17 protein-coding genes are annotated in these 24,261 nt (G+C 65.7%); 10 read left to right on the top strand and 7 right to left on the bottom strand.

Annotated elements, in window-relative coordinates; genetic code table 11:
• Positions 1-99 precede the first annotated feature (99 nt).
• From H9654_RS10295 to H9654_RS10275, 5 genes are all read right to left on the bottom strand, one after another.
• The gene (locus H9654_RS10295) at positions 100-993 is read right to left on the bottom strand and encodes an alpha/beta fold hydrolase (RefSeq protein ID WP_191770752.1); all 894 of its coding nucleotides are present in this window, start codon (positions 991-993) and stop codon (positions 100-102) included.
• A 62-nt stretch (positions 994-1,055) separates the two neighbouring features.
• Positions 1,056-2,072, bottom strand: a complete 1,017-nt coding sequence (locus H9654_RS10290) for a 3-oxoacyl-ACP synthase III (RefSeq protein ID WP_057507087.1) — start codon at positions 2,070-2,072, stop codon at positions 1,056-1,058.
• A 98-nt stretch (positions 2,073-2,170) separates the two neighbouring features.
• Positions 2,171-2,488, bottom strand: a complete 318-nt coding sequence (locus H9654_RS10285; protein WP_191770751.1) for a DUF4156 domain-containing protein — start codon at positions 2,486-2,488, stop codon at positions 2,171-2,173.
• Positions 2,489-2,745: 257 nt separating this feature from the next.
• Complete coding sequence (locus tag H9654_RS10280; protein ID WP_191770750.1) at positions 2,746-4,401, bottom strand: MFS transporter; 1,656 nt, start codon at positions 4,399-4,401, stop codon at positions 2,746-2,748.
• A gap of 58 nt (positions 4,402-4,459) precedes the next feature.
• Positions 4,460-5,881, bottom strand: a complete 1,422-nt coding sequence (locus H9654_RS10275) for a DcaP family trimeric outer membrane transporter (RefSeq protein ID WP_191770749.1) — start codon at positions 5,879-5,881, stop codon at positions 4,460-4,462.
• Positions 5,882-6,161: 280 nt separating this feature from the next.
• Between H9654_RS10275 and acs the strand changes: the two genes are divergently transcribed.
• The 9 genes from acs (at position 6,162) to mntP (ending at position 17,799) form a co-directional block, all read left to right on the top strand.
• A complete protein-coding gene (gene acs, locus H9654_RS10270) occupies positions 6,162-8,105 on the top strand; it encodes an acetate--CoA ligase (RefSeq protein WP_191770748.1) in 1,944 nt (647 codons plus the stop codon).
• Between the two features lie 116 nt (positions 8,106-8,221).
• Entirely contained in the window at positions 8,222-8,887 is a 666-nt protein-coding gene (locus tag H9654_RS10265; RefSeq protein ID WP_042612002.1) for a response regulator transcription factor, read from the top strand.
• A gap of 134 nt (positions 8,888-9,021) precedes the next feature.
• On the top strand, positions 9,022-10,194 hold the full coding sequence (locus H9654_RS10260; protein ID WP_191770747.1) for a porin: 1,173 nt from the start codon (positions 9,022-9,024) through the stop codon (positions 10,192-10,194).
• A 50-nt stretch (positions 10,195-10,244) separates the two neighbouring features.
• Positions 10,245-11,165, top strand: coding sequence for a LysR substrate-binding domain-containing protein (locus tag H9654_RS10255; RefSeq protein ID WP_225211980.1), 921 nt, complete (start codon positions 10,245-10,247; stop codon positions 11,163-11,165).
• A 128-nt stretch (positions 11,166-11,293) separates the two neighbouring features.
• The gene (gene aldA, locus H9654_RS10250; protein ID WP_191770745.1) at positions 11,294-12,718 is read left to right on the top strand and encodes an aldehyde dehydrogenase; all 1,425 of its coding nucleotides are present in this window, start codon (positions 11,294-11,296) and stop codon (positions 12,716-12,718) included.
• Positions 12,719-12,761: 43 nt separating this feature from the next.
• Positions 12,762-14,087: an MFS transporter gene (locus H9654_RS10245; RefSeq protein ID WP_225211979.1), complete on the top strand. Its 1,326-nt coding sequence runs from the start codon at positions 12,762-12,764 to the stop codon at positions 14,085-14,087.
• Positions 14,084-15,301 (top strand): mandelate racemase/muconate lactonizing enzyme family protein, encoded by a 1,218-nt coding sequence (locus tag H9654_RS10240; protein WP_191770744.1) that lies wholly within the window; start codon positions 14,084-14,086, stop codon positions 15,299-15,301. Before H9654_RS10245 ends, H9654_RS10240 begins: the two co-directional genes overlap by 4 nt.
• A 5-nt stretch (positions 15,302-15,306) precedes the next feature.
• Complete coding sequence (locus H9654_RS10235; protein ID WP_225211978.1) at positions 15,307-16,935, top strand: GMC family oxidoreductase; 1,629 nt, start codon at positions 15,307-15,309, stop codon at positions 16,933-16,935.
• 291 nt (positions 16,936-17,226) lie between these two features.
• Positions 17,227-17,799 (top strand): manganese efflux pump MntP, encoded by a 573-nt coding sequence (gene mntP / locus H9654_RS10230; protein ID WP_191770743.1) that lies wholly within the window; start codon positions 17,227-17,229, stop codon positions 17,797-17,799.
• 85 nt (positions 17,800-17,884) lie between these two features.
• Here the strand turns inward: mntP and H9654_RS10225 are convergent, their stop codons facing one another.
• A complete protein-coding gene (locus H9654_RS10225) occupies positions 17,885-21,331 on the bottom strand; it encodes a hybrid sensor histidine kinase/response regulator (protein ID WP_191770742.1) in 3,447 nt (1,148 codons plus the stop codon).
• Between the two features lie 155 nt (positions 21,332-21,486).
• On the opposite strand from H9654_RS10225, the gene H9654_RS10220 reads away from it, so the two are divergent.
• A complete protein-coding gene (locus H9654_RS10220; RefSeq protein WP_191770741.1) occupies positions 21,487-22,020 on the top strand; it encodes a hypothetical protein in 534 nt (177 codons plus the stop codon).
• 30 nt (positions 22,021-22,050) lie between these two features.
• Here the strand turns inward: H9654_RS10220 and H9654_RS10215 are convergent, their stop codons facing one another.
• Positions 22,051-24,201, bottom strand: a complete 2,151-nt coding sequence (locus H9654_RS10215; protein WP_191770740.1) for a S46 family peptidase — start codon at positions 24,199-24,201, stop codon at positions 22,051-22,053.
• Positions 24,202-24,261: the final 60 nt, after the last annotated feature.

The raw sequence follows: 24,261 nt of genomic DNA, 5'->3' as shown, positions 1-24,261 counted from the left end.
CCCCCCCCCCCCCCCCCCCCCCCCCCCCCCCCCCCGACGCCAAGCACGATGCCTGCTTTCAGAGCCCACCGGCGAGGGGCTCCGCCGTTCGCAGCCCGCTCAGCCGAGCGGATGCGCATCCAGGAACGCGCGGATCCGCGGCACCAGTACCTCGTGCTTGTCTTCCAGCACGTAGTGGCCGGCATCCTCGAACGCGTGCACTTCCGCCTGCGGCAGTGCCGCCTGGAAGCCCTTCAGGAAGTGGTGGTCAAAGACGAAATCACGCAGGCCCCAGCCGATGAAGGCGGGCCGGTCGGCGAAGGACGGCAGCACCTGGCCGGAGCGCTCCAGCAGCGGCCACGCCTTGTCGGCCGGCGACAGCGGGATGTCCTGCATGAAGCGGATCGTGCTGATGCGGTTGGCATAGCTGTCGTACGGCGACACGTAGGCGCGGCGCACATCGGTCGGCATCTTCCGCTCCACGCCCAGCCACGACGCACCGGAGGAGAACGCATTGAAGGTGCGGATGATCCACTCGCCGATCTTCCAGTGCCGCCCCAGTGCGATCTGCCACGGCATTTTCTTCGCCGCCGGCATCGGGAACGCCGCGGTATTCAGTACCACCAGTCGCTTGACCTGGACGTGGTGGGACAGCGCCCAGCCGAAGCCGATCATGCCGCCCCAATCGTGCACGGCCAGGGTCACCGGACCGGTGATGCCCAGGTGCGCCAGCAGCGCGTCCAGGTCATCCACACGCGACTGCAGGGTGTATTCGTAGCGGTCATCGGCCGGCTTGTCCGACAGGCCCATGCCGATGTGGTCCGGCACGATGCAGCGGTAGCGGTCGGACAGGCCGGCCACCAGCGTGCGCCAGTAGTAGCTCCACGACGGATTGCCGTGGACCATCACCACCACCTCGCCATCGCGCGGGCCTTCGTCGAGGTAGTTCATCGACAGGCCCGGACGGGCCTCGAACCGATGGGGAGTGGACGGGTAGCCGGGAAGATCGTGCATGCGGTGCACCTGTAAAAAGGGCCGGTAGTACCGGCCCTTGGGAAGACATTACCGGGCCTGGGTCACCAGACCACTTCGGCCATCGAGCAGTTCAGCCCCGAGCCGATGCCGAGCAGTGCGATGCGATCGCCCTTCTTCAGCTTGCCGAGTTGCTTCAGCTTGCTCAGCACGATCGGCACCGAGGCCGGGCCGATGTTGCCGTGCTCGCCGAAGATTGTCATCACCTTCTTCGGATCGATGCCGAAGTTCTTGATGAACGCGGCGGTGTGCGGCTGGCTGACCTGGTGGATGACGAACTGGTCCAGCTCCTCCACCGCCCAGCCCAGCGCGATCTTCGCTGCGGCGAAGGTCTTCTGGGCCAGCTTGATGCCTTCGATCAGCAGCAGGCGGGTATCGGTGACCATGCGGTCCAGGTTGCCCAGGCACAGCTGGTTCCATTCGGTAGCCGAACGGGTGACGCCGCCCTTGTAGCGCGGGGCATCGGGGACCAGCTCCGAACGCGCCATCACCATGGCCGCCGCGCCCGAACCGGTGGTCAGCGCCGCCAGTTCGTTGCGGAAGTCTTCGGCGGTGACGCCCGGGGCAGTCATCCGCTCCAGGGTCTTCTCGTATACCAGGTTCGCGGTTTCACCGTCGACGACCAGCGCGTAGTTCAGCTCGCCGCGTTCGATCATCCGCGCGGCGATGTCCATGCCGTTGATGAACGCCAGGCAGGCATTGGCGACATCGAAGGTCACGCATTCCTCGCCCACGCCCAGGTTGCCGGACACGATGCTCGCCGTAGACGGCTCCAGATAGTCGCGGCTGACCGAGGTGTTGATCACCAGGCCGACGTCGGCCGGACCGATGTTGGCGTCTTCCAGCGCCTTGCGCGCCGCCATGGTGGCGGCGTCCGACGCCAGCGTGCCCTCGTCCCAGAGGCGGCGCGCATGGATCCCGGCAACGTCACCCAGCACGTCGGTACGGATACCGAGGCGGTCCAGGGTGGGCTGCAGGCGTTCGTTGATTTCCTTGGTCGTTAGCGTGTGGGGCGCGTCGACATGCGCCAGGCCGGCGATCGAGACATTCTTGAAGAGCATCGATTTAACGCCAAAGCTCAGGCAAAGGGGGCGTCATTCTATAACGCTCTTGGCCTTACCGCACCTTTACCGATTCAGCCTTGGCCGTATGGTGCGTTTCAGCGCGGCGGGCACTGGAAGGCGGCGAAGCGCTGGCTGCCATCGGCCGGCGGTGCGGCGGCCTGCACGGCGTTGGCGCCGGCACTGGGCGCCTCGTTGCGGGCCAGGGTTTCCAGCTCTTCCTGCACGCGCAGCGGGTTGCGGTTGTAGAAGCCGACCTTGCTCTTCACGGTCACCACCACCTCGCCCTTGGTCTGGCAACCGGCCGGCACCGCGCCGGGGGCCAGCACGCGCACGGTCTTGCCGGACGATTCGATCGGCACCCACGTGCAGGCGGTCGTGGCGAGCAGCAGGGTGGAGATCAGCAGGATGCGCATGGCGGAGTACCGGATGAGGTTTCCGCGATTGTGCCTGAACAGGCTGAACGGGAGGTAGCGCCGGAGCCGTGCACTGCCAGCGCAGCGGCAGCGGCGACGGCGACGGCGTGACGACCAACGGTCGTCACCCCCCAACGGCCGAAGCGTGACGGCCAGCGGCCGTCACTACCGGGGCCAGCGGCCGTCCGTGCCGGGCTTGAACGCGAAAGGGCCGCGGATTTCGCCGCGGCCCCCGGTTCACTTCGTGTCGATCACCGTTACTTGGTGATGTCCACGTTCTTGGTATCGCGCAGGAACAGCCCACCGATGACCACCGTCATCAACGCGATGGCGATCGGGTACCACAGGCCGTAGTAAAGGTTGCCGGTGCCGGCCACCAGCGCGAAGGAAATCGCCGGCAGGAAGCCACCGAACCAGCCATTGCCGATGTGGTACGGCAGCGACATCGAGGTGTAGCGGATGCGGGTCGGGAACAGTTCCACCAGGTAGGCGGCGATCGGGCCGTAGACCATGGTCACGTACAGCACCAGGATCCACAGCATGAAGATCGTGCCGGGGATGTTGATGCGCGCGTTGTCCGCCTTGGCCGGGTAACCGGCTTCGACCAGCGCGGCCTTCAGCTCGGTACCGAAGGCATCGGCCTTGGCCTTGCCGTCTTCCTTGGTCAGGCCAGCCGCTTCATACGAGGCCACCTTGGACGCGCCGACATTCACCACCGCCAGCGAACCGGCCGGTGCCGGCTGCACGTCATACGGCACACCGGCCTTGGTCAGCGCGGCGGTCGCCACGTCGCAGGAGCTGGTGAACTTGCGCAGGCCCACCGGATCGAACTGGAACGAGCAGGTGTTCGGATCGGCCACGACCAGTGCCGGCGAATTGGTGCGTGCTTCTTCGATGGCCGGGTTGGCGAAGTGGGTCAGGCCCTTGAACACCGGGATGTAGGTGACCGCAGCCAGCAGGCAGCCGGCCAGGATGATCCACTTGCGACCGATGCGATCGGACAGCCAGCCGAAGAAGATGAAGAACGGCACGCCCAGCGCCAGCGCCGCGGCGATCAGCAGGTAGGAAGTGGTGGCATCGACCTTCAGCATGCTGCTGAGGAAGAACAGCGCGTAGAACTGGCCGCCATACCACACCACCGCCTGGCCGGCCGCTGCACCCAGCAGGACCAGCAGCATCAACTTCAGGTTGCCGTCCTTCAGGCTGTCACGGAACGGGGTCTTGGAGCCCTTGCCTTCGGCTTTCATCTGCTGGAACAGCGGGGATTCGCTCAGCTGCAGGCGGATCCACACCGAGATGCCCAGCAGCACGATCGACACCAGGAACGGGATGCGCCAGCCCCACGCTTCGAAGGCTTCGTTGCCCAGGAAGTAGCGGCAGGCCAGGATGATCAGCAGCGACATGAACAGACCCAGCGTGGCGGTGCACTGGATGAAGCTGGTGTACAGGCCACGCTTGTTGGCCGGTGCATGTTCGGCCACGTAGGTGGCCGCGCCGCCGTACTCACCGCCCATCGCCAGGCCCTGGGCCAGGCGCAGGATGATCAGGATCACCGGTGCGGCAACGCCGATCGAGGCGTAGTTGGGCAGCACGCCGACCAGGAAGGTCGAGATGCCCATGATCAGGATCGTGACCAGGAAGGTGTACTTGCGGCCGATGCGGTCGCCGAGGCTGCCGAAGAAGGCCGCGCCGAACGGACGCACGAAGAAGCCGGCCGCGAACGCCAGCAGGGCGAAGATCATGCCCGTGGTTTCATTGACCCCGCTGAAGAACTGCTTGGCGATGATGGCGGCGAGTGAGCCGTACAGGAAGAAGTCGTACCACTCGAACACCGTGCCAAGGCTCGATGCGAAAATGACTTTCTTGTGGCCCTGCGTCAGTGACGCAGGTGCGGGTGCAGGTGTTGTTGACATGGGAAGCTTCCCCTCCGAAGCATGGTGACGGTGGGTGCCGACCTGGGTCGGCACTCAGTTAAAAGCTGTACTTGGTGGTGAACTGCACGCGGTTGATGTCGCCCTTGCGACCGTCTTCGATTTCGCGCACGCCGTACATGTATTCCGCACCGATATCGACCTTCGGCATCGGCGTATAGAACACGTTGCCACGGATGCTCTGCACGCTCTTGGTGACCAGCGGGCCCAGCGTTCCGTCGTTGTCGTAGTCACTGCGCGCGTAGATCAGGTTGGTGCGCAGCTTCGGGGTGAACGCATGCCGCCAGCCCACGTAACCGGCCAGCACGCCGGTGGTCGCCAGCTCGTCGCGGGCGATGTCATAGGCCGTATCGGCGGTGATGCCAAGGCCGATGTAGCGCGAAATGCCTTCGCCTCCGGTGAGCTGGTAGTGCAGCGTGTCCGAGTCGGCCATCACCCATTTGCCGCCCAGCGTCAGGCCGCCGGCGATCTTGTCCGCATCCGCGCCGGTGGTCTGGTTGTCGACCTTCAGCTGGCGGACCAGGCCGGCCACGCCGAAGGTGCCCCAGTCGCCCTTCCAGCCATAACGCACGGTCAGGTCGGGCAGGCTGCCACGATCGGAGTTGGCGCTGGCGTTGGTCCACGCGCCGGTCACCGGGTTGCGCACGCCGGTCAGCGTGGTGGTTTCCGGGTTTTCCAGCGCAACGCTCAGGCCGCCGGTGGTGTAGCGGATCTGTGCCTGGCGGATGAACACCACGCCGTCGGTGGGACCGACGAAATCGGCGGCTTCGGGAATGGAGGCCGCGTCCATGAAGTTGGTCCAGGTCTGGCCGGCCATCCACTTGTTCCAGTACATGTAAGCGTGCCGCAGGGTCACGCCGTAGGTATTGGTGGCGGTCTGGTTGCCGAGTGAATTGCCGAAGAAATCCATCTCGAAGAACGCGCCGGCCTTGTTGCCGTTCTCGCTGACGTTGTCGATGCCCAGGTTGAAGCGCGAGAACTTGGCGTGGGCGTTGAAGTCCACGTCCGAACGCTCACCGCTGCCGCCCGCGCCGGCCACCGGAGTCTGGCCCGGCAGGTACAGCGCGCGGCCGGTGGCGTCGTCGGCCAGCTGGCCATCGCCGGTCTGGGTGGCCAGGAAATCAGCCTTGATGAAGCCGCCGATCTTGACCGTGGTGCCCGGCGCGGCGCCGGGGGTGATGGTGGTGACCTGGATCGGCTGCTTGCCTGCCGGTACGGCCGGCTTCTGCTCGGCCTGCACCGTCCTCACTTCGGTGACCGCCTGCTGGGTCTGGCTGATCTGGCTCTGCTGCTGTTGCTGCGACGACAGCAGCAGCTGAACCTGGCGCTCCAGCTCGCCCACGCGTGCTTCCAGGGCCTTCTCTCTCGCGGTTTCGGCCAAGGCCATGCCCGGTGCAGCCAGTGCGACCAGCATGCAGGCAGCCAACGGCTTGCGCAGCGTCTTCAACGTACGGTGATTCATGTTGCCCTCTCTCCCAAGTGGCAAATCGAAGGACGCGCGTGGGGCACGGTCGAAGCCGAGGGTGCGACCGGTTGACGCACGGCGGCTATTGGCCATTAGTCGTACCTGCTGCAGCGGGCGGGGCCGTATTCACCGCGCGCAGCCTCTGCGCCTGTCGGCTTGCGACCATGGTCTAAGCACGGCGGTGTCGCGGGCGGGGAAGGATCGGGCAAACTGGGTGGCAACGGTTGCGCGGCATGCTGCAACCGCACATCAAAGTCCACGTGCAAGTGAGGGCGCCATGGCTGATCTCTATCCCGTCGACCCGCAGTTCGCCAAGAACGCGCGGATCGACAAAACCACCTACCAGCAGCAGTACCAGGCCTCGATCGCCGATCCGGATGCGTTCTGGGGCGAAGCGGCGCAGCGGCTGCAGTGGTTCAAGCAACCCAGCATCATCAAGAACGTCAGCTACGACCTGACCGACTTCCACATCAAGTGGTTTGAAGACGGCGAGCTCAATGCCAGCGTGAACTGCCTTGACCGCCAGCTGGAAACGCGTGGCGACAAGACCGCCCTGCTGTTCGAACCGGACAGTCCGGATGCGCCGGCCCAGCACGTCACCTATCGCGAGCTTTACGAGCGCACCTGCCGGCTCGGCAACGCATTGCGCAGCCTCGGCGTGCAGAAGGGCGACCGCGTCACCATCTATCTGCCGATGATTGTCGATGCGGCCGTGGCCATGCTGGCCTGTGCGCGCATCGGTGCGATCCACTCGGTGGTGTTCGGCGGGTTCGCGCCGAACTCGATTGCCGATCGCGTCAGCGACTGCGCCAGCAAACTGATCATCACCGCCGATGAAGGCCTGCGTGGTGGCAAGAAGATCCCGCTGAAGGCCAACGTCGATGCCGCGCTCAAGCTGCCCGGCACCAACACGGTGGAAACCGTACTGGTGGTCCGCCATACCGGCGGCGCGGTGGAGATGCAGGCCCCGCGCGACCGCTGGTTCCACGACGTGGTGGACAGCCAGCCGGCCAGGTGCGAGCCGGAACGCATGAACGCCGAGGATCCGCTGTTCATCCTCTACACCTCCGGTTCCACCGGCAAGCCGAAGGGCGTGCTGCATACCACCGGTGGCTATCTGTTGTATGCGGCCTACACCCATGAAGCGGTGTTCGACCTGCGTGAAGACGATATCTACTGGTGCACCGCCGACGTCGGCTGGGTCACCGGACACAGCTACATCGTCTACGGACCACTCGCCAATGGCGCCACCTCGCTGATGTTCGAAGGCGTGCCGAACTTCCCCACCACCTCGCGCTTCTGGGAAGTGATCGACAAACACAACGTCAGCCTCTTCTACACCGCGCCGACGGCCATCCGCGCGTTGATGCGCGAAGGCGAAGAGCCGGTCAAGCGCACCTCGCGCGCGTCGTTGCGCCTGCTCGGCAGCGTCGGCGAGCCGATCAATCCGGAGGCCTGGCGCTGGTACTACGAGGTGGTCGGCGACAGCCGCTGCCCGATCGTCGATACCTGGTGGCAGACCGAAACCGGCGGCATCCTGATCTCCCCGTTGCCCGGTGCAGTGGACCTGAAGCCGGGCTCGGCCAGCCTGCCCTTCTTCGGCGTGCAGCCGGCCCTGGTCAATGCCGATGGCGAGATCAAGGACGGCGCCACGGAAGGCAACCTGATCATCCGCGATTCGTGGCCGGGCCAGATGCGCACCGTGTACGGCGACGACCAGCGCTTCATCGATACCTACTTCCGCACCTATCCGGGCGCCTACTTCACCGGCGACGGCTGCCGTCGCGACGAGGACGGCTACTACTGGATCACCGGCCGCGTCGACGATGTCATCAACGTATCCGGCCACCGCATCGGCACCGCCGAAGTGGAAAGCGCGCTGGTATCGCATCCGAAGGTGGCCGAAGCCGCCGTCGTCGGCTTCCCGCACGAGGTGAAGGGCCAGGGCATCTACGCCTATGTCACCCTGATCGCCGATGAGGCGCCCAGCGACGAACTGCACAAGGAACTGGTGGCATGGGTGCGCAAGGAAATCGGCCCGATCGCCACGCCGGACCACCTGCAGTGGGCCCCCGGCCTGCCGAAGACACGTTCGGGCAAGATCATGCGCCGCATCCTGCGCAAGATCGCCGAGAACGCGCCGGACCAGCTGGGCGACACCTCGACCCTGGCCGATCCGTCAGTGGTGGCCTCGCTGGTGGACGAACGCAAGGTCAAGTAATGCGCCACGCCGCGGACCGGAAGGAGGGCCCGGTCCGCCCGCCGGATGCAGCGGCCTTCGCGCGGCGAAGAGCGCTGTGTCCGCCCCTGCCCCCCTGTTTTGCGTAAGCTGATCCCATGCCCACCCTTCTGATTGCCGACGACCATCCGCTGTTCCGCGAGGCCCTGCGAGGCGCCGTGAAGCGCGTCATCCCCGGCGTCCAGCTGTTCGAAGCCGACAGCGTGGAAGCGCTGTACGCGCTGGCCGACCAGCACAACGATGCCGACCTGGTCCTGATGGATCTCAACATGCCCGGTGCCCAGGGATTCAATGCACTGGTGCACATGCGATCGCTGCACCCGCACCTGCCGGTGGTGGTGGTGTCCGCGCGCGAGGAACCCAAGGTGATGCGCCGTGCGCTTGATCATGGCGCGTTCGGCTTCATCCCCAAATCGGCTGATTCGGACACCATCGGCCATGCGCTGGGAATGATCCTGGACGGCGAAACGTGGGCACCGCCGGAGGCGCACAACGAGCCACCCACCGGCCGCGAAGAGCGCGAGGTCGGCCAACGCCTGCGCGAACTCACCCCGCAGCAGTTCCGCGTACTGCAGATGCTGGGCGCGGGGCGCTTGAACAAGCAGATCGCCTACGATCTGAATGTGTCCGAGGCCACCATCAAGGCGCACGTCACCGCCATCCTGCGCAAGCTGGGCGTGACCAACCGCACCCAGGCCGTGCTGATGGCCGGCAAGCTGGCCATCGACGACGAGCAGATCGTGTTGCCGCCGGAAGAGGATTGAGCGAAGGGAGGCGGCACTGCGTGGGCGCCGGCGGAACATGCGTAAAACGCAGCATTGCCCTTCGAATTTGCCGTTTGTGGTTGCTCTGCCTTCATCGCTAGCGTCGCCTGCGTTCCGTGGCGACGAGTACACCGATGAAAGTCTTCCCGTTCGTTTACACCAGTGCGCTTGCCGGGCTGGTTTGCTGCCCCTTGTCGGCCACCGCCGTGCAGATCAGCGACCACTGGTCGATCGGCGGTGCCGTACGCGCACGCTTCGACCTGGATCCGGACCGCGATATCGGCAAGGCCGGCCTGGACACCGTGATGGCCAATGTCGCCTTCGATGACGACACCTGGATGGGTGCAGCCCAGTACCGCTGGTATGGCCATTCCTATCCTTTCCAGTACCTACCGCTCGGGGGGCTTCGCTTCGTCGAACATGCCTGGGTAGGCCGGCACCTGGAGGGCGACCAGCAGATCAAGGTGGGGCTGACCAAAGTACCGTTTGGCCTGCAGCCTCTTTTCAGCAGTACGTTCTACGAGACGCTGGGCAACGTGGTGGGCCTGGAAGATGTCAGCCAGGTGGGTATCAGCTGGCAACGCAGCCGCGGTGACTGGGACCTTCAGGCAGGCGTCTACGCACGCCCGGCGTGGCCCGGCCACGGCAGCAGCAATGGCAGCACCTACGCCATCGTGGTCACCCCGGCCGACCCGGGGGTGGCCCATGGCAGCCGCAATACCGAACGGGGCTTGCTGGCGCTGCGAGCGACGCATGCACTGCACGGCACAGAGGGGGGGGTGGGCGAGGTCGGAGTGTCGCTTTTGCACTCAGTGTTGCACAACCTGGACACCGGGCTGGATGGCCAGCGCAATGTCTTCGCTGCGCATTACCAGTACCAGCAGGGGCCGTGGGGCATGCGCGTGCTGCTGGCCCGCCAGTTGATGGACCCGCGCAACCCCGATGGCAGCCAGACCGTCACCTTCGGTGGCTATGACGGCACGTTCAACGTGGCCGGGCGCGGTACGCTGGGTTCGGCTGACCTGAGCTATGCCCTTCCCGGCGCATGGCTGGGCGGCTGGATCGGCGCGATCAAGCCCTACGTCAATTACAGTCGCTACGAAAAGTCGGCGCCCGGTTTCCTGCCCACCCAGCGGTTCATCGCCGGTACGTCCTTCAACGTAAAAAAAGTGTACGTTGCGCTGGAAATGCTGCAGGGCCGGAATGATCCCTACCTTGGTGGCAGCAGTTACACCCAGAGCCTGGCAGCCGGCGGCACTGATCACTGGAAACGCCAGCTGTACATGAACATCGGCTATTACTTTTGACGACGCGGCTGCGGCATGATCGCCGCCCGGGAGGCGACGTGAAACGCAGGATGCCCACCCTCAATGCCTTGAAGGCATTCGAAGTTGCTGGCAGCACCGGCAACTTCACCCGTGCCGCCGAGCGGCTGCATGTTACCCAGAGCGCGGTCAGCCGCCAGGTGCGGTTGCTCGAAGCGCAACTGGGCGAACCACTGCTGCTGCGCCAGCACCACCATCTGCAGCTGACCCCGGCCGGCAAGCTGCTGTTGCAGGCACTGCAGCAGTCCTTCGACCGTATCGAGTTCACCGTGCGCAGGATCCAGGACCAGCAGCACCTGCACCGGTTGCGGCTCAACGTTCCGCCCACGTTTGCGCGTCGCTGGCTGCAGCCGCGGCTGGGCAGCCTGCGCCAGGCGCACCCGCAGCTGGACCTGAGCCTGACCACTCGGCTGCATGACGATCTGCTCGAATCAACCCGATTGGATGTCGCAATCCGCTTCGGCGACGGCGAATGGGAGGGCCTGACGGCATCCCACCTGCTTACCGAACAGCACATCGCCGTGTGCAGCCCGGCGCTGGCGACCGCCCACCAGCGCGATGGCATCCCGGCGCTGGATGACATGCCCCTGCTGCATGTGCTGGCTGGCGAAGATCGCCGCTACCTGACCTGGACGCACTGGCTGGACGCTGCGGGGTTGTCGGGCATCGATCTACAGGCCGGTCATGAATTCGATGTGTTGGACCTGGCGATCCAGGCTGCCGTGGACGGGCTGGGCGTCACCCTCGCCGATCGCCACATGGTCGCACCGCAGCTGGCCGACGGCACCCTGGTGCAGGTGCTGGACACGCGGCTCGAAGGTCACCAGTCGTACTGGCTGGTGCAGCGCAGAGAGGCATCAGGATCGCCTGCGCTGGCGGCGTTCTGTCACTGGCTGCAGGCGGAGCAGGCCGAGCCGCATCGTCAGCAGGTTGAGCCCGACTTTTTCGAATGATGTACCGCTGAATTCATCGCTTGTGTGTGCAGCGCAGCAACTTCAAAGCTTGCAGTGCGCACCGGTCGCTTACGGGTCGGAGCGTGGTTGGGCGAGGCCTGGCCCGATTTCCCAAGCGAGCAGGAACCATGCGCAGCGAATTGAACTTCATCAAGGGCCATTTTGTGGCCGCCGACCAGGATCAGGTCATCACCGTGGTCAATCCCGCCACCGGCATGCCGACAGGCACCGTCAGTGCGGCCAGCGCAGCGCAGGCGCGTGCGGCCGTGGAAGCGGCAACGTTCGCCCAGCGCAGCTGGGGACGGCTGCCGGCGATCGAACGTGCGCAGCACCTGCGCCGGCTGGCCGATGCACTTACCGAGCGTGCGCCCATCATCGGGACGATACTGGCCAGCGAGTCCGGCAAGAGCCTGGACGATGCCAGCAACGAAGCCCGTTATGCCGCCGACATCACCCGCTACCATGCCGAATGGGCGCGTCGCATCGAAGGCGAAGTGATTCCCAGCGACACTTGCAATGAAACCATCCTGTTGCAGCGCGAGCCGATCGGTGTGGTCGCCTGCCTGATTCCGTTCAATTTCCCGGTGTACACGCTGATGCGCAAAATCGCGCCGGCGCTGATCACCGGAAACACCGTCGTCGTGCGGCCCAGCAACACCACCCCCCTGTCTGCGATGGAGATTGCCCGTTCGGTCCAGGCCGCAGGTATTCCGGATGGCGTCATCAACATCCTGGCCATGCAGCACGATGTGGCCGAGGTGCTGTGTACCCACCCTGGGGTGGGCATGATCACCCTGACCGGCAGCGTAGGCGTAGGTCGCACGGTGCTGGACTATTGCAAAGCCAACATCGCCAAGCCGTCGCTGGAACTGGGTGGCAAGACACCGGCGATCGTCGCCGCCGACACCGATCTTGCAAAGGCCGCCGCAGCCATCGCGGCCTCGCGGACCACGCACTGCGGGCAACTGTGCACGGCGGTGGAGCGCGTGTATGTACAGGACAGCGTGCACGATGCATTCGTGGGATTGCTGCGCGAGGCGATGAAGGCGGTGCGTATCGGCGACCGCAGCGAAGATGCCAGCTGCATGGGACCACTGGCCAGCAAGGCCGCGCGCCAGCAGATCCACGCCAAGGTGCAGCGCGCGCTGGCCGACGGTGCCGTGCTTGAGGCCGGCGGCGTGATGCCGCAGGGGCCGGGATTCTTCTATCCCGCCACCCTGCTTGGCAACTGCCGCCAGGACATGGAGATCGTCAGGGAAGAGACCTTCGGACCGGTGCTGCCGGTATTGCGCTACACCGATCTGGACGATGCGCTTTCACAGGCCAACGATCATCAGTTCGGCCTGTCGTCGGTGTTGTTCACCGAGGATTACCGCAGTGCGCTGCAGGCCGCCAACCGGATCGAAGCAGGCGAACTGTATGTCAACCGCACACCGGCGGATCCCTATCAGGGGTTCCATGCAGGCTGGAAGCGATCAGGGCTGGGCGGGGACGACGGCAAGCACGGCATGTTGGAGTTCACCCAGACCCGTCTGGTGGTGATGAAGTTCTGATCCGCCGCTGTTCTGCGGCCTCCTGCCTCTCCAGGTATCTCTTATGACCACTTCTGTTTCGATACCGGCCGACGCGCCGGCAGCGACGGCGCGCGGCCGATGGCTGCGCTACATGCAGCTGATGCTGCTGGTGATCGCAGCCGGTGCCATCTATCCCATGCTGTACCTGCGTCAGGTCTATCAGGGCACCATGCTGGACGTGCTGGCCATCAGCAACCATCAGTTGGGCGTGCTGTACTCGATCCTGGGCACCGCCTTCCTGGTCAGCTACCTGCCCAGTGGCTGGCTCGCTGACCGCATCTCACCGCGTTTCCTGGTGAGCTTTTCGCTGCTGGGTACCGGTGCACTGGGCCTGTGGTACGCCACCCTGCCCGGCTACGCGGCGCTGCTGCTGATCTTCAGCGGCTTTGGCGTCACCGCCGGGCTGACGTTCTGGGCCGCGCTGCTGAAGCGGGTCAAGATGATCGCGCAGGAGCGCGAGCAGGGCCGCTTCTTCGGGGTGCTCGACGGCGGTCGTGGGCTGGTTGAAGCGCTGCTGGCCACCGTCGCCATTTCGCTGTTTGCGTGGAGCGTCAATGACCACGGGCAAAGCCGGGCCGAAGGCCTGCGCCACGTCATCCATCTGTACGCCGCCACCTGCATCGCACTGGGTGTGGTGCTGGGTTTCGTACCGGACCCGGAGTCGGCAGCGGCCGCACGCGATGACGATGCCGCCACAGCCGCCGGCGCGGCCGGTACCTCGGCTCGGCTGGGCGATGATCTGCGTACGCTGATACGCATCCCGGAGCTGTGGCTGGTCACGGCCATCGTGTTCTGTGGGTTCCATTTCTTCTGGGCTACCTACAGCTTCTCTGCCTACCTCGAACAGGATGGCCTGGGGCTGAGCGCCACCATGGCCGGCGTCATAACCACCGTCAAACTGTGGATGCGCCCGGTCGGCGGCATCGGCGGCGGCTGGCTCGGCGATCGATTCTCCAAGCTGGGCGTCCTGATCGCTGCCCTGCTGCTTTCGGCGCTGGGCATGCTGGGACTGGTGCTGTTGCCGGCATCGCACACCATCAGCGTGCTGATCGTGCTGGTGGTCTTCGTTGGCCTGATGACCTACGCGATCCGCGGACTGTACTGGGCCATCCTGGATGATTGCCGCATCCCCGCACGGATCACCGGGCTGGCGATCGGCATCATTTCCGTGGTCGGCTATGCGCCGGATGCGTTCCTGCCGTTGGTCAACGGCTGGTTCACCGATACCTTCCCCGGCCTGCTCGGCTATCAACTCTATTTCACTTACGTGCTGGTGGTCGGGCTGCTCGGTGCAGTGGCTGCACTGGTGCTCAAGCGCCGCCTGCGCGCACGGGAGAAAATCACATGAAAGTAGTCTCGCTGCAGACCCATGTCGTGGCCACGCCACCGCCGCACGTGGGCGGCATGTACTGGATCTTCGTCATGCTGGAAACCGACTGCGGCATCGAGGGAGTGGGCGAAATCTACGCGACCACCTTCCACCCCAGCGCGATGCTGCCGCTCATCGATGATGTGTTCTCCCGTTACCTTCTTGAGCAGGATCCGCACCACGTCGAGCGGTTCTTCCGCCAAGCCTACTCCAGCGGCTTCACCCAGCGTCCCGACCTGACCATGATGGGGGTCGTGAGCGGGCTCGAAATGGCTTGCTGGGACATCATCGGCAAGGCCGCGGGCAAGCCGGTGTATGAACTCCTGGGAGGTCGCGTGCACGAGCGGCTGCGCTCGTATACGTATCTGTATCCACGCAACATCACCGGCGAGTACGACTACAGCGACCCCGACCTGGCCGCAGAATGCGCAGCAGAAAATGTCGCACGCGGATTCACCGCAGTGAAATTCGATCCAGCCGGACCGTACTCGGCGTACTCCGGCCATCAGCTTTCGATGGAGGTACTGGAGCGCTGCGAGACCTTCTGCCGCCGCATACGCCAGGCCGTCGGCGATCAGGCTGATCTGCTGTTCGGAACCCACGGGCAGATGGTGCCCTCCTCGGCCATCCGTCTGGCCAAGAGACTGGAGAAATACGACCCCCTGTGGTTCGAAGAGCCAGTCCCGCCGGGGCAGGAAGAAGCGATGGCGCGGGTCGCCGCTGCGACCAGCATTCCCATTGCCAGTGGCGAGCGATTGACCACCAAACAAGAGTTCTTCAAGCTGCTGCAGGCCGGCGGCGCGTCCATCCTGCAGATGAACCTCGGCCGCTGCGGCGGCCTGCTGGAAGCAAAGAAGATCGCCAGTCTTGCCGAGGTGCATTACGCGCAGATCGCACCGCACCTCTACAACGGGCCGATCGGCGCGGCGGCCAGCTTCCAGCTCGCCACCTGCACACCCAACTTCCTCATCCAGGAAAGCATCGGCACCTGGGATGGATTCCATGCGCGGATCCTGAAGAAACCGCTGCACTGGGAAGACGGCTACATCATTCCTTCCGAGGCACCCGGACTTGGCGTGGAGCTGGACATGGACGTGGTGCGAGCCAACAGCCCCTACACCGGCCAGCGCCTGCACCTGCAGATGGCCGCCGACCCGGTCGACGTCAAGGATACGCGCCCGGCGCGTGGGTGAACGGCATGAACGAACAGATGACGTACGACTACATCATCGTGGGATCCGGTTCGGCGGGCAGCATCCTGGCCAACCGACTGAGCGCCTCCGGCCAGCATCAGGTGCTGGTACTGGAGGCAGGGGGCAAGGACAGCTCGCTCCTGTTCCGCATCCCGGTGGGCTTCGCAAAGCTTTACTACAACCGGACATACAACTGGATGTACAACAGCGTGCCACAGCCTCATCTGGGTGGGCGCAGTGTGTATGCCCCGCGCGGCAAGGTCCAGGGCGGCTCCGGCTCGATCAACGCGATGATCTACGTCCGCGGCCTGGCACACGACTTCGACGACTGGGCTGCAGCGGGCAACCCGGGCTGGTCGTTCGCCGACGTGCTGCCTGCGTTCAAACGGCTGGAAACGCATGCACGGGGCGCGAGCACGTTCCATGGCGGCTCCGGTCCGATCCATGTCACCCCGATGCAGGGCCATACCCATCCCATCACCGATACCTACCTGCGCGGTTGTGCGGAGCTTGGCTACCCCGCAACCGATGATTTCAATGGTCCGGCACCGGAAGGCGCCGGCGTGTACGACGTCAACACCCGCAATGGCCAGCGCTGCTCAAGCAGTTTCGCCTATCTGCATCCGGCCTTGAAGCGCCCCAATCTGCACATCCAGCGCAACACGCTGGCCGAGTGCGTGCTGCTGGATGAAACCCGGCGCGCCGTGTCTGTCCAGGTGCTGCAGCACGGCGAGCGGCACGTGCTGCATGCGCGGCGCGAGATCATCCTGGCGGCCGGCGCGGTGGACAGCCCGAAACTGCTGCAGTTGTCCGGTATCGGCGATCCGGCGTTGCTGGCTCGGCATGGCATCGCGCTGCGCCACGCGCTACCCGCGGTGGGCCAGCACCTGCAGGATCATCTGTGTGCCAGTTATTATTACCGCGCCAACATCCCTACCTTGAACGATACTTTCAGCTCGTGGGGCGGACGCCTGAAACTGGGACTGCAGTACGCGCTGACCCGCAGCGGGCCGCTTGCGATGAGCGTGAACCAGGCAGGCGGTTTCTTCAGAGGGACCGCAGAGGCGACAGCACCCAACCTGCAGTTGTACTTCAATCCGCTGTCTTACCAGATACCCAGGAACCAGAAGGCGAGCATCCAGCCAGAACCCTATTCGGGCTTCCTGTTGTGCTTCAATCCCTGCCGGCCGACCAGCCGGGGCAGCGTGCAGATCGCATCGGCCGGTGCGGCGGACGCCGCCCGCATCGACCCCAATTACCTGTCCACCGACCATGACGTGCGGGAAGTGATCCAGGGCAGCAGATTGGTGCGCAGGATCATGCAGTCACCCGCGCTGCGCGCGGTCACCGTTGAAGAGGTACTTCCCGGCAAGGCCGTGGGCGTGGATGACGAAGCGGCCATGCTGACCTATTTCCGCCAGAACAGCGGCTCCATCTATCACCTGTGCGGCAGCTGCGCGATGGGCCCAGACCCGGCAACATCGGTGGTGGACGCACGGTTGCGCGTACACGGTGTGGTGGGGCTGCGGGTAGTGGATGCATCCATCTTCCCCAACGTCACCTCCGGTAATACCAACGCGGCGACGATGATGGTGGCCGAGCGCGGTGCAGACATGATTCTCGATGATGCCTGAGTGCGTTCGGCTGCACGCGGCGCGCAATATAGCAGCAGCTATGAAATCCAGCTTCGCCTGCGCAATCACGTACTGACGCCTCCTGCTGCAGCGCCAGTGCTAAGCTTCGCGTCCCCTTGGGGAGTAGCCGGTTTCCTGCTGCAGGAAACGCCCGTATCAACATGCTCGGCCAGTGCGCCGTGGTGCGGGCAACCATTTTGGTTGGCGAGACCAGCGGTCCGCGTGCGCAACGACAGGTTGGGCGCGAGCGCGGGCCGTGCGTCCGTCTTCGCCCGACCTGTCGTGAACCTCATGTCCCCTCTTTCGATCCTCCTGATCGGCTTTGCCATGTCCACCGATGCCTTCGCCGCGGCAATCGGCAAGGGCGCCGCCATGCGCAGGCCGGTGTTCCGCGATGCGCTGCGTGCCGGCCTCATCTTTGGCGCCATCGAAGCGATCACCCCGGTGATCGGCTGGATGCTCGGGCGCGCGGCACTGGAGTACGTGGAGGCCTTCGACCACTGGATCGCCTTCGGCCTGCTGATCGCCCTGGGGCTGCACATGATCGTCAACGGCCTGCGTCCGCAGCACGATGAGGCCGACGAAGACCCGCAGCGCCACCATGGCTTCTGGCAGCTGGCGGTCACCGGTTTGGCCACCAGCATCGATGCCATGGCCGTGGGCGTCGGACTGGCTTTCATGGATGTGCATATCGGCGTGGTGGCGGCGGTCATCGGCCTGTGCACGCTGACCATGGTCACCGCCGGCATCATGCTCGGCCGCGTGCTCGGCAACATGGTCGGCAAGCGCGCGGAGATCATCGGTGGCGTGATCCTGATGATCATCGGCGCCACCATCCTGTACGAGCACCTCAGCGCCGCCTGACCGGCACCGCGCGACTCACCCTTCAGCACCCTCCAGCGCTGCGGGTGGACCGTGTCATCAAGATGGCGATCGCGCGTGGGGAGACTCAGTTGTCCGAACGTGCGTAAGCGGCGAGGAACGCACGCAACGAAGCCGGCTTGATCGGCTTGGTCAGCACACGATAGCCGCGGTCGCGCGCCATCCGCTTGAGCTCATCACGGCCATCAGCCGTGAGCAGGGCACCGGGCAGGTCGCTGCCAGCCGCCTCGCGCAGCGCGACCAGCGTGTCCAGGCCGTCCAGACGATCATGCAGGTGGTAATCGACAAGCATCACATCGGGGTGCGCGGTGATCTTCTCCAGCGCCTGGTCCACGGTGCTGGCGGTGATCACCTGCACCTGCCAGCGCCCGAGCAAGGCGCGCATGCCATCCAGGATCTCCTCATCGTTGTCCACGCACAGCACGCGCATGCCGGCCAGTGAATCCGGACGCGAAGCCGGCGCCGCTGCGGCCATCAGTTCCTGTTCGCTGGCGCCCGGGGTCGCCGCTACCCGTGGCAGGGTGATGGAGAACATCGATCCGCTACCGACCCGGCTGCGCGCATTCAATCGATGGTCGAGCAGGCGGGAGATGCGCTGGCAGATGGACAGGCCCAGCCCCAGCCCCTGCTCGCCCCAGTCGAAGGGCTGCTGGTAGCGATGGAACTCATCGAATATCTGCTGCATGTGGTGTTCGGGAATGCCAGGGCCGGTATCCCACACCTGCAGTTCCACTTCGTCGCCACGCAGGCGCACGGCCAGCACGATGCGGCCCTGCCGGGTGTAACGCAGCGCATTGGCCAGGAAGTTCTGCATCACCCGCCGCAACAACCGGCGGTCACTGCGGACCCAGGCTTGGCGCGCGAACAGGTCCAGGCGCAATCCGCGGCCCGCGGCAACCGGCGAGTACTGGGCCGCCAACTCGCGCATCAGGGCGCTGGCATCGAACTCGCCGATCACCGGATTCAGGCCGCCGGCGTCCAGTCGCGAAACGTCCAGCAGGCCATCGAGCAGTTCCTCTGCGGCACGCAGCGAGGCGTCCACGCGCTCGGCCAGATGGCGCTGCTCTTCGTTGTTGTGGTGGCTTTCGCGCAGCGCCGAGGCGAACAGCCGCGCCGCATTCAGTGGCTGCAGCACGTCGTGGCTGATCGCCGCCAGGAAGCGGGTCTTGGACTGTTGCGCCGCCTCGGCAGCATTGGAGCGCTCGGCCACCCGCTGCTCCAGGGTCTCGTTGGCTTCCAGCAGCGCTTTTTCAGCGTGTTTGTAGTCGGTGATGTCGTTGTAGCTGGTGACGTAGCCGCCGCCAGGCAACGCCTGCCCCCGCATCTCGATCACCTTGCCATCGCTGCGCGTACGTTCGAACACGTGCGGCGAGCCGGCACGCATGTAGCGGATGCGGCGGCTGATCTGGCGTTCGATATCGCCCTCGCCCAGTTCACCGCGTTCGGCGTTGTAGCGGATCAGGTCGGCCACCGGGCGGCCCACGTACAGCATGCCGTCCGGATAGCCGAACATGTCCTGGTAGCGCCGGTTCCATGCGGTCAGGCGCATGTCCGGGTCGACCACGCTGACGCCTGCACTGATGTTTTCCAGCGTGGTGGACAGGATTTCCCGATTGAAGCGCAGCTCCTGGCCGGCCTCATCCAGCACCGCCACCACCTCGCCCAGGTCCATGCCCGAACCGCGCAGCAGGCTGGTCAGCAGCAGGCGGGCCGACGCAGCGCCGATGGAGGCGGCAAGCAGGCGTTCGGTGAACTGCACCCAGGGCCGATCCGCCGGCACCTGGGTCTGCAGTTCGCGCCCCAACGACTGCGCCTGTTCGAAGAACGAACGGCGCGCATGGCGCTCGCCCACCACCCGCGATGCCAGCGCCAGCAGGTCGCCTACGTGCACATGGCCCGGCCAGCCACTGGCCACCGATGGCCGCTGCGCGTACGGGTCCAGGAACGGTGCCGCGCGCAGGCGCTCGTCCACGCTGGGCCGCCAGCGTGCCGACACCAGCATCATCGTCGCTGCGTTCACCAGCAGCGACCAGAACGTGCCGTGGGTCAACGGATCCCACCCGTTCATGCCGAACAGCTGCTGCGGCCGCAGCCATGCCACGCCGAACGGCCCTTCGCTCAACCACGCAGCATCCACCAGGCCGGACTGGGTCAGCGCGGGCAGCAGCAGGGTGTAGATCCAGGTGGCGAAGCCCAGCACGATGCCGGTTTCCACGCCGCGGCGGCTGGCCCCGCGCCAGTACAACCCACCGATCAGCCCGGGCGCGAACTGCGCCACCGCCGCGAACGCCATCAGGCCGTAGGACGCCAGCGAGTTGTCGTTGCCGCTGCTGCGGTAGTACGTATAGGCGATCAGCGCCAGGAACAGGATCGCCAGGCGGCGGATCCACAACACCCGCGATGCCACGTCCGCCGCCTCGCCGGTGCCCCCGCTGCGTCGCAGCAGCACCGGCATGACCAGGTCGTTGCTGATCATCGTGGCCAGGGCGATCGACGATACGATGACCATGCCGGTCGCCGCCGAGAACCCCCCCACATAGGCCACCAGCGCCAGCGCGTTGCGGCCCTCGTGCAGGGGCAGGGCCAGTACCATCGCATCGTCAGCCACCGTGCCGCCGGTGCCGAACAGGGTGACACCGGCCGTGGCGATGGGGATCACCATCGCCGAAATCACCACCAGGTAGCCGCCGAACATCCAGCGCGCGCGGTGCACGTCACGCACATCGCCACACTCCACCACCGCCACGTGGAACTGCCGCGGCAGGCACACGATGGCCAGGAAGCTGAGCAGGGTCTGCGAGATGAACCCCACCGGGGGCAGCGAAGTGAACAGCGTATGCGCCGACTGCACCACCGCATCGGTGCGCTCGCTCAGCCACAGGTAGGCGAACACGCCCACGGCCACCATCGCCAGCAGCTTGATCACCGATTCCAGCGCGATGGCCAGCATCATGCCGTGGTGGTGCTCGGTGGCATCCACCTGGCGGGTACCGAACAAGGTGGCGAACAAGGCCATCAACAGCGCCACGTACAACGCCGGATCGCTGAAGTAGCCGGTCGGCCCGCTGTAGCCGGTCAGTACCTGCAGGCTCATCGCAACGGCTTTGTACTGCAGCGCCAGGTAGGGCACCACGCCGATCAGCGCGATGATCGCCACCAGCGCCGCCAGCCGCCGCGAGCGGCCGAAGCGCGATGAGATGAAGTCGGCGATGGAGACCACGTTCTGGCTGCGCGCCACCAGCGCCAGGCGTTCGATGATGCGCCAGCCGAACAGCATCATCAGCAGTGGGCCGATGTAGATCGACAGATAGCCCACCCCGCTGCGCACCGCCGTCCCGACCGCACCGTAGAACGTCCACGAGGAGCAGTACACTGCCAGCGCCAGGCTGTAGACCACCGGGCGCAGCCAGGGCCGGTCCGGATACAGCGGGCGTCGGTCACCCCACCACGCCACGCCGAACAGCAGCGCAGCATAGGCGACGGACACCAGCAGCAGGATCCAGCTGGAAACCAAAGGCGGTCTTCCGGGACGGCAGTGCCGACAGTGTAGTGGGTTGGGTGGCGGTCAGCCTGTGCGCAGGCGAGCGCTCGATGAAGGCCGTCGCCGTGGCAGGAGCGCATGCTATCGGGCCGCAGCACCTGCCGTTGTGCCTTGATGCCCGGATCGCCATGAATTCGACCGCCCCGGTCCAGTCAACCTTTCCGGTGCTTGTTGCCGCGCTCCGCGGCACCCATCCCGATCTTTCGGCGATCCGCGACGTCGCGGGCCCGCCGGCGACGCCGGGCCGGATAGCGAATGCGCCGCTGCAGCATGCGCCCGCGACACCGGAAGCGGAGGTACGCCTGCTTGTTGAGCGCGCACTGGCAGCGGCCACGTGGGAATGGGTGCAGGAGCGCACGGCTGATGAAACCACCCGGCTGGTGGACACGATCAGCGCCGATCTGGCCCGGGACAGCGCCAGGCAGGGCATCGTGCTGTCATCGGTGCGCATCGTGGAAGGCTGGGAGCAGGGCGTGCACGGACTGTTCGTGTGTGCGTGGAGCGCCACGACCGCCCCGCCTGTGTTCGAACCGCAGCCAGGCAGCAACGCCCTCGGCTGGGATCCGAACAACCCGCTGGATGTCCCGCAATACCGTCAGCCCACCTTCGATGCCATGGATGCACCGGTGCGCCGCCTGCTGCTGACGTTCATCGCGCGCTGAGGCGGGCCGCCCTCCTCCCGCCGGCCCCGCTCATTGTTCCGCCGGCACACCCATTTCCTGCAGCAGTGCCGGGGCCGGATAGACCTTGGCCAGCAGCCAGCGCAGGTAACGCATGTCCACGTGGACGGCGCGCTTGAAGCGCGGATCGAACCACCAGCTGGCGCTGACCGACTCCCAGTTGCTGTCGAAGTTGAGGCCGATCAGTTCGCCCTTGGCATTGAGAACAGGGGAGCCTGAGTTGCCACCGGTGGTATCCAGGTTGGTCAGGAAGTTGACCGTCTGGGTCTTCAGCGCCGGATCGGCGGTGCTGCCAAAATCGCCCTTGGCGATGGCGTCCAGCAGCGGGCGCGGTGCATCGAACGGATACGCATTGGTGTTTTTCTCCACGATGCCGGCCACGGTGGTCACCGGATCGAAGTGCACGCCATCGCGCGGGCTCAGCGCCTCCACCTTGCCGAAGCTGATGCGCAGGCTGCGGTTGGCGTCGGGATAGACCGCCCTGCCCTGCTGGGCGCGCCAGGCGAACAATGCCTGCATGTAGGCCGGGCGCAGGCGCAGGCCCTCGCCCTCCCGAGTCTTGCGCTCGCCTTCCACGCGCAGCTGCGCCTGTACCAGCGGGCCGGCCAGGGCCAACAGGGGATCCGGCGCCAGCGCCTTGCCCTCACGCGCCGCGGCAAAGCGCGACAGCCGCTGTGCTTCATCGCCGAGCGTGGTGCGTCCATACAGGCCATCGAGCGCGCTGCCCAGCGACTGCGGCGTGCGCCCGAAGGCGGCATCGAACTCCGCCAGGCGCTGCGCATCCGGCAACTGCTGGTAGCGGCCCAGCAGCGCACCCAGCAAGGCTTTTTCGACGCCCGGTGCATAGCGTCGCTGGGCCTGCTTCAACACCCCTTCGATCAGTGCCTGGTCGCGCTGCTGGAAGCCGCTTTCACGCTGGGCGTCCGGCTTGGCCGATTCCAGCCGCAGGCGCTCCAGCAGCAGTGCCGAGCGCAGCAGCTGGGTCTGGCTGGCGATCTGGTCCAGCAGCAGGTCGCGCTCAGCTACCGCCGCGCCCTGTGACAGCGTGGCCAGCAGGGCCTGGATATCACCGCGATAGCGGGTATCGGCGCTGGCCAGCATCGCCTGCTCGTCACTGGCACGCTGGGCCTTCGCGTCGCTGCGCAGCAGCCCCTCCAGTTCACCGGCGGCGCGCTTGCGGTTGTTCTTCAGCGACTGCAACTGCGAAGCATAGCGGGTGCGTGCCTGCGCATCGCCCTGAGTCGCCGCTTCGATGGTATCGATCATCTGCTGGAACAGCGCGACGCGGCGCGGCAGCACGCTGTCGATCTGGCTGGCGAACTCGTTCGCAGTGCGATGCCGATAGGTGATTCCCGGGTAACCGGCCAGCATCGCGAAGTCGCCCGCCTTCGGCCCCTGCAACGACATCTGCAGGTGCGCCGGCGCCTGGTAGGGCACGTTGTCGGGGCTGTACGCGGCAGGCTTGCCATCCTTGCCGACGTAGGCGCGCAACAGGGTGAAATCACCGGTGTGGCGCGGCCACATGAAATTGTCGATCTCGTCGCCATAGTTGCCGATCGCCCGCGGCGGTGCGTAGACCAGCCGCACGTCGCTGAGTTCCAGCTGGGAAATACGGTAGAAATCGGTTCCGTAGTACATGTCGGCCACCGAGCAGCGCATGCTGCCGTCGCGTTCGCAGTCGGCCACGATCTGCTTGCTGGCGCTGTCCACGGCATCGAAATAGGCACGGCCGGTCTTGCCCTTGGCCTGCGCCAGCACCTGATCGGTGACCTTGTCGAACCCCACCGTGACCAGCACGCGGAAATCCGGATTGGACGGCCGCTCATCGCCCCGGCCCTTGGCAATGAAGCCGTCGTCGATCAAATTGTGCTCGGGCGTGCTGTTGTACTGGATCACGCCCATCGCCACGTGATGGTTGGTCAGCAGCAGCCCTTCGGGAGAGACGAACGAGGCGGTGCCGCCCCCTGCGCGCACCACGGCGCTGAGCGGCGGCGCGGTCACATTGGCGAGATCGTTCGGATCGCCCTTGAAACCGGCCGCTTTCAGCGGCTTGGCCAGCGCTGGCAGCTGGGTGGGCATCCACATGCCTTCGTCGGCATGTGCGCCTGCCGCCATGGACAGGCCCAGGGCCAGGGAGACGGAAAGGGTTGTGCGGGAGAACATGCGGGCATCCGGCGGATCAGGTCAGCCCGTGACCTTAGCCTCTGCGTGCCCCACACGACA

Source organism: Stenotrophomonas lacuserhaii, from assembly GCF_014836545.1.
Taxonomy (GTDB): domain Bacteria; phylum Pseudomonadota; class Gammaproteobacteria; order Xanthomonadales; family Xanthomonadaceae; genus Stenotrophomonas; species Stenotrophomonas lacuserhaii.
This window is presented reverse-complemented; position numbering and strand designations above follow the sequence as displayed.

What these genes read in the sequence shown, in the direction of transcription:
- H9654_RS10295 (WP_191770752.1), bottom strand. Translation starts at nt 993, where the DNA reads ATGCACGATCTTCCCGGCTACCCGTCCACTCCCCATCGGTTCGAGGCC.
- H9654_RS10290 (WP_057507087.1), bottom strand. Translation starts at nt 2,072, where the DNA reads ATGCTCTTCAAGAATGTCTCGATCGCCGGCCTGGCGCATGTCGACGCG.
- H9654_RS10285 (WP_191770751.1), bottom strand. Translation starts at nt 2,488, where the DNA reads ATGCGCATCCTGCTGATCTCCACCCTGCTGCTCGCCACGACCGCCTGC.
- H9654_RS10280 (WP_191770750.1), bottom strand. Translation starts at nt 4,401, where the DNA reads ATGTCAACAACACCTGCACCCGCACCTGCGTCACTGACGCAGGGCCAC.
- H9654_RS10275 (WP_191770749.1), bottom strand. Translation starts at nt 5,881, where the DNA reads ATGAATCACCGTACGTTGAAGACGCTGCGCAAGCCGTTGGCTGCCTGC.
- acs (WP_191770748.1), top strand. Translation starts at nt 6,162, where the DNA reads ATGGCTGATCTCTATCCCGTCGACCCGCAGTTCGCCAAGAACGCGCGG.
- H9654_RS10265 (WP_042612002.1), top strand. Translation starts at nt 8,222, where the DNA reads ATGCCCACCCTTCTGATTGCCGACGACCATCCGCTGTTCCGCGAGGCC.
- H9654_RS10260 (WP_191770747.1), top strand. Translation starts at nt 9,022, where the DNA reads ATGAAAGTCTTCCCGTTCGTTTACACCAGTGCGCTTGCCGGGCTGGTT.
- H9654_RS10255 (WP_225211980.1), top strand. Translation starts at nt 10,245, where the DNA reads ATGCCCACCCTCAATGCCTTGAAGGCATTCGAAGTTGCTGGCAGCACC.
- aldA (WP_191770745.1), top strand. Translation starts at nt 11,294, where the DNA reads ATGCGCAGCGAATTGAACTTCATCAAGGGCCATTTTGTGGCCGCCGAC.
- H9654_RS10245 (WP_225211979.1), top strand. Translation starts at nt 12,762, where the DNA reads ATGACCACTTCTGTTTCGATACCGGCCGACGCGCCGGCAGCGACGGCG.
- H9654_RS10240 (WP_191770744.1), top strand. Translation starts at nt 14,084, where the DNA reads ATGAAAGTAGTCTCGCTGCAGACCCATGTCGTGGCCACGCCACCGCCG.
- H9654_RS10235 (WP_225211978.1), top strand. Translation starts at nt 15,307, where the DNA reads ATGAACGAACAGATGACGTACGACTACATCATCGTGGGATCCGGTTCG.
- mntP (WP_191770743.1), top strand. Translation starts at nt 17,227, where the DNA reads ATGTCCCCTCTTTCGATCCTCCTGATCGGCTTTGCCATGTCCACCGAT.
- H9654_RS10220 (WP_191770741.1), top strand. Translation starts at nt 21,487, where the DNA reads ATGAATTCGACCGCCCCGGTCCAGTCAACCTTTCCGGTGCTTGTTGCC.
- H9654_RS10215 (WP_191770740.1), bottom strand. Translation starts at nt 24,201, where the DNA reads ATGTTCTCCCGCACAACCCTTTCCGTCTCCCTGGCCCTGGGCCTGTCC.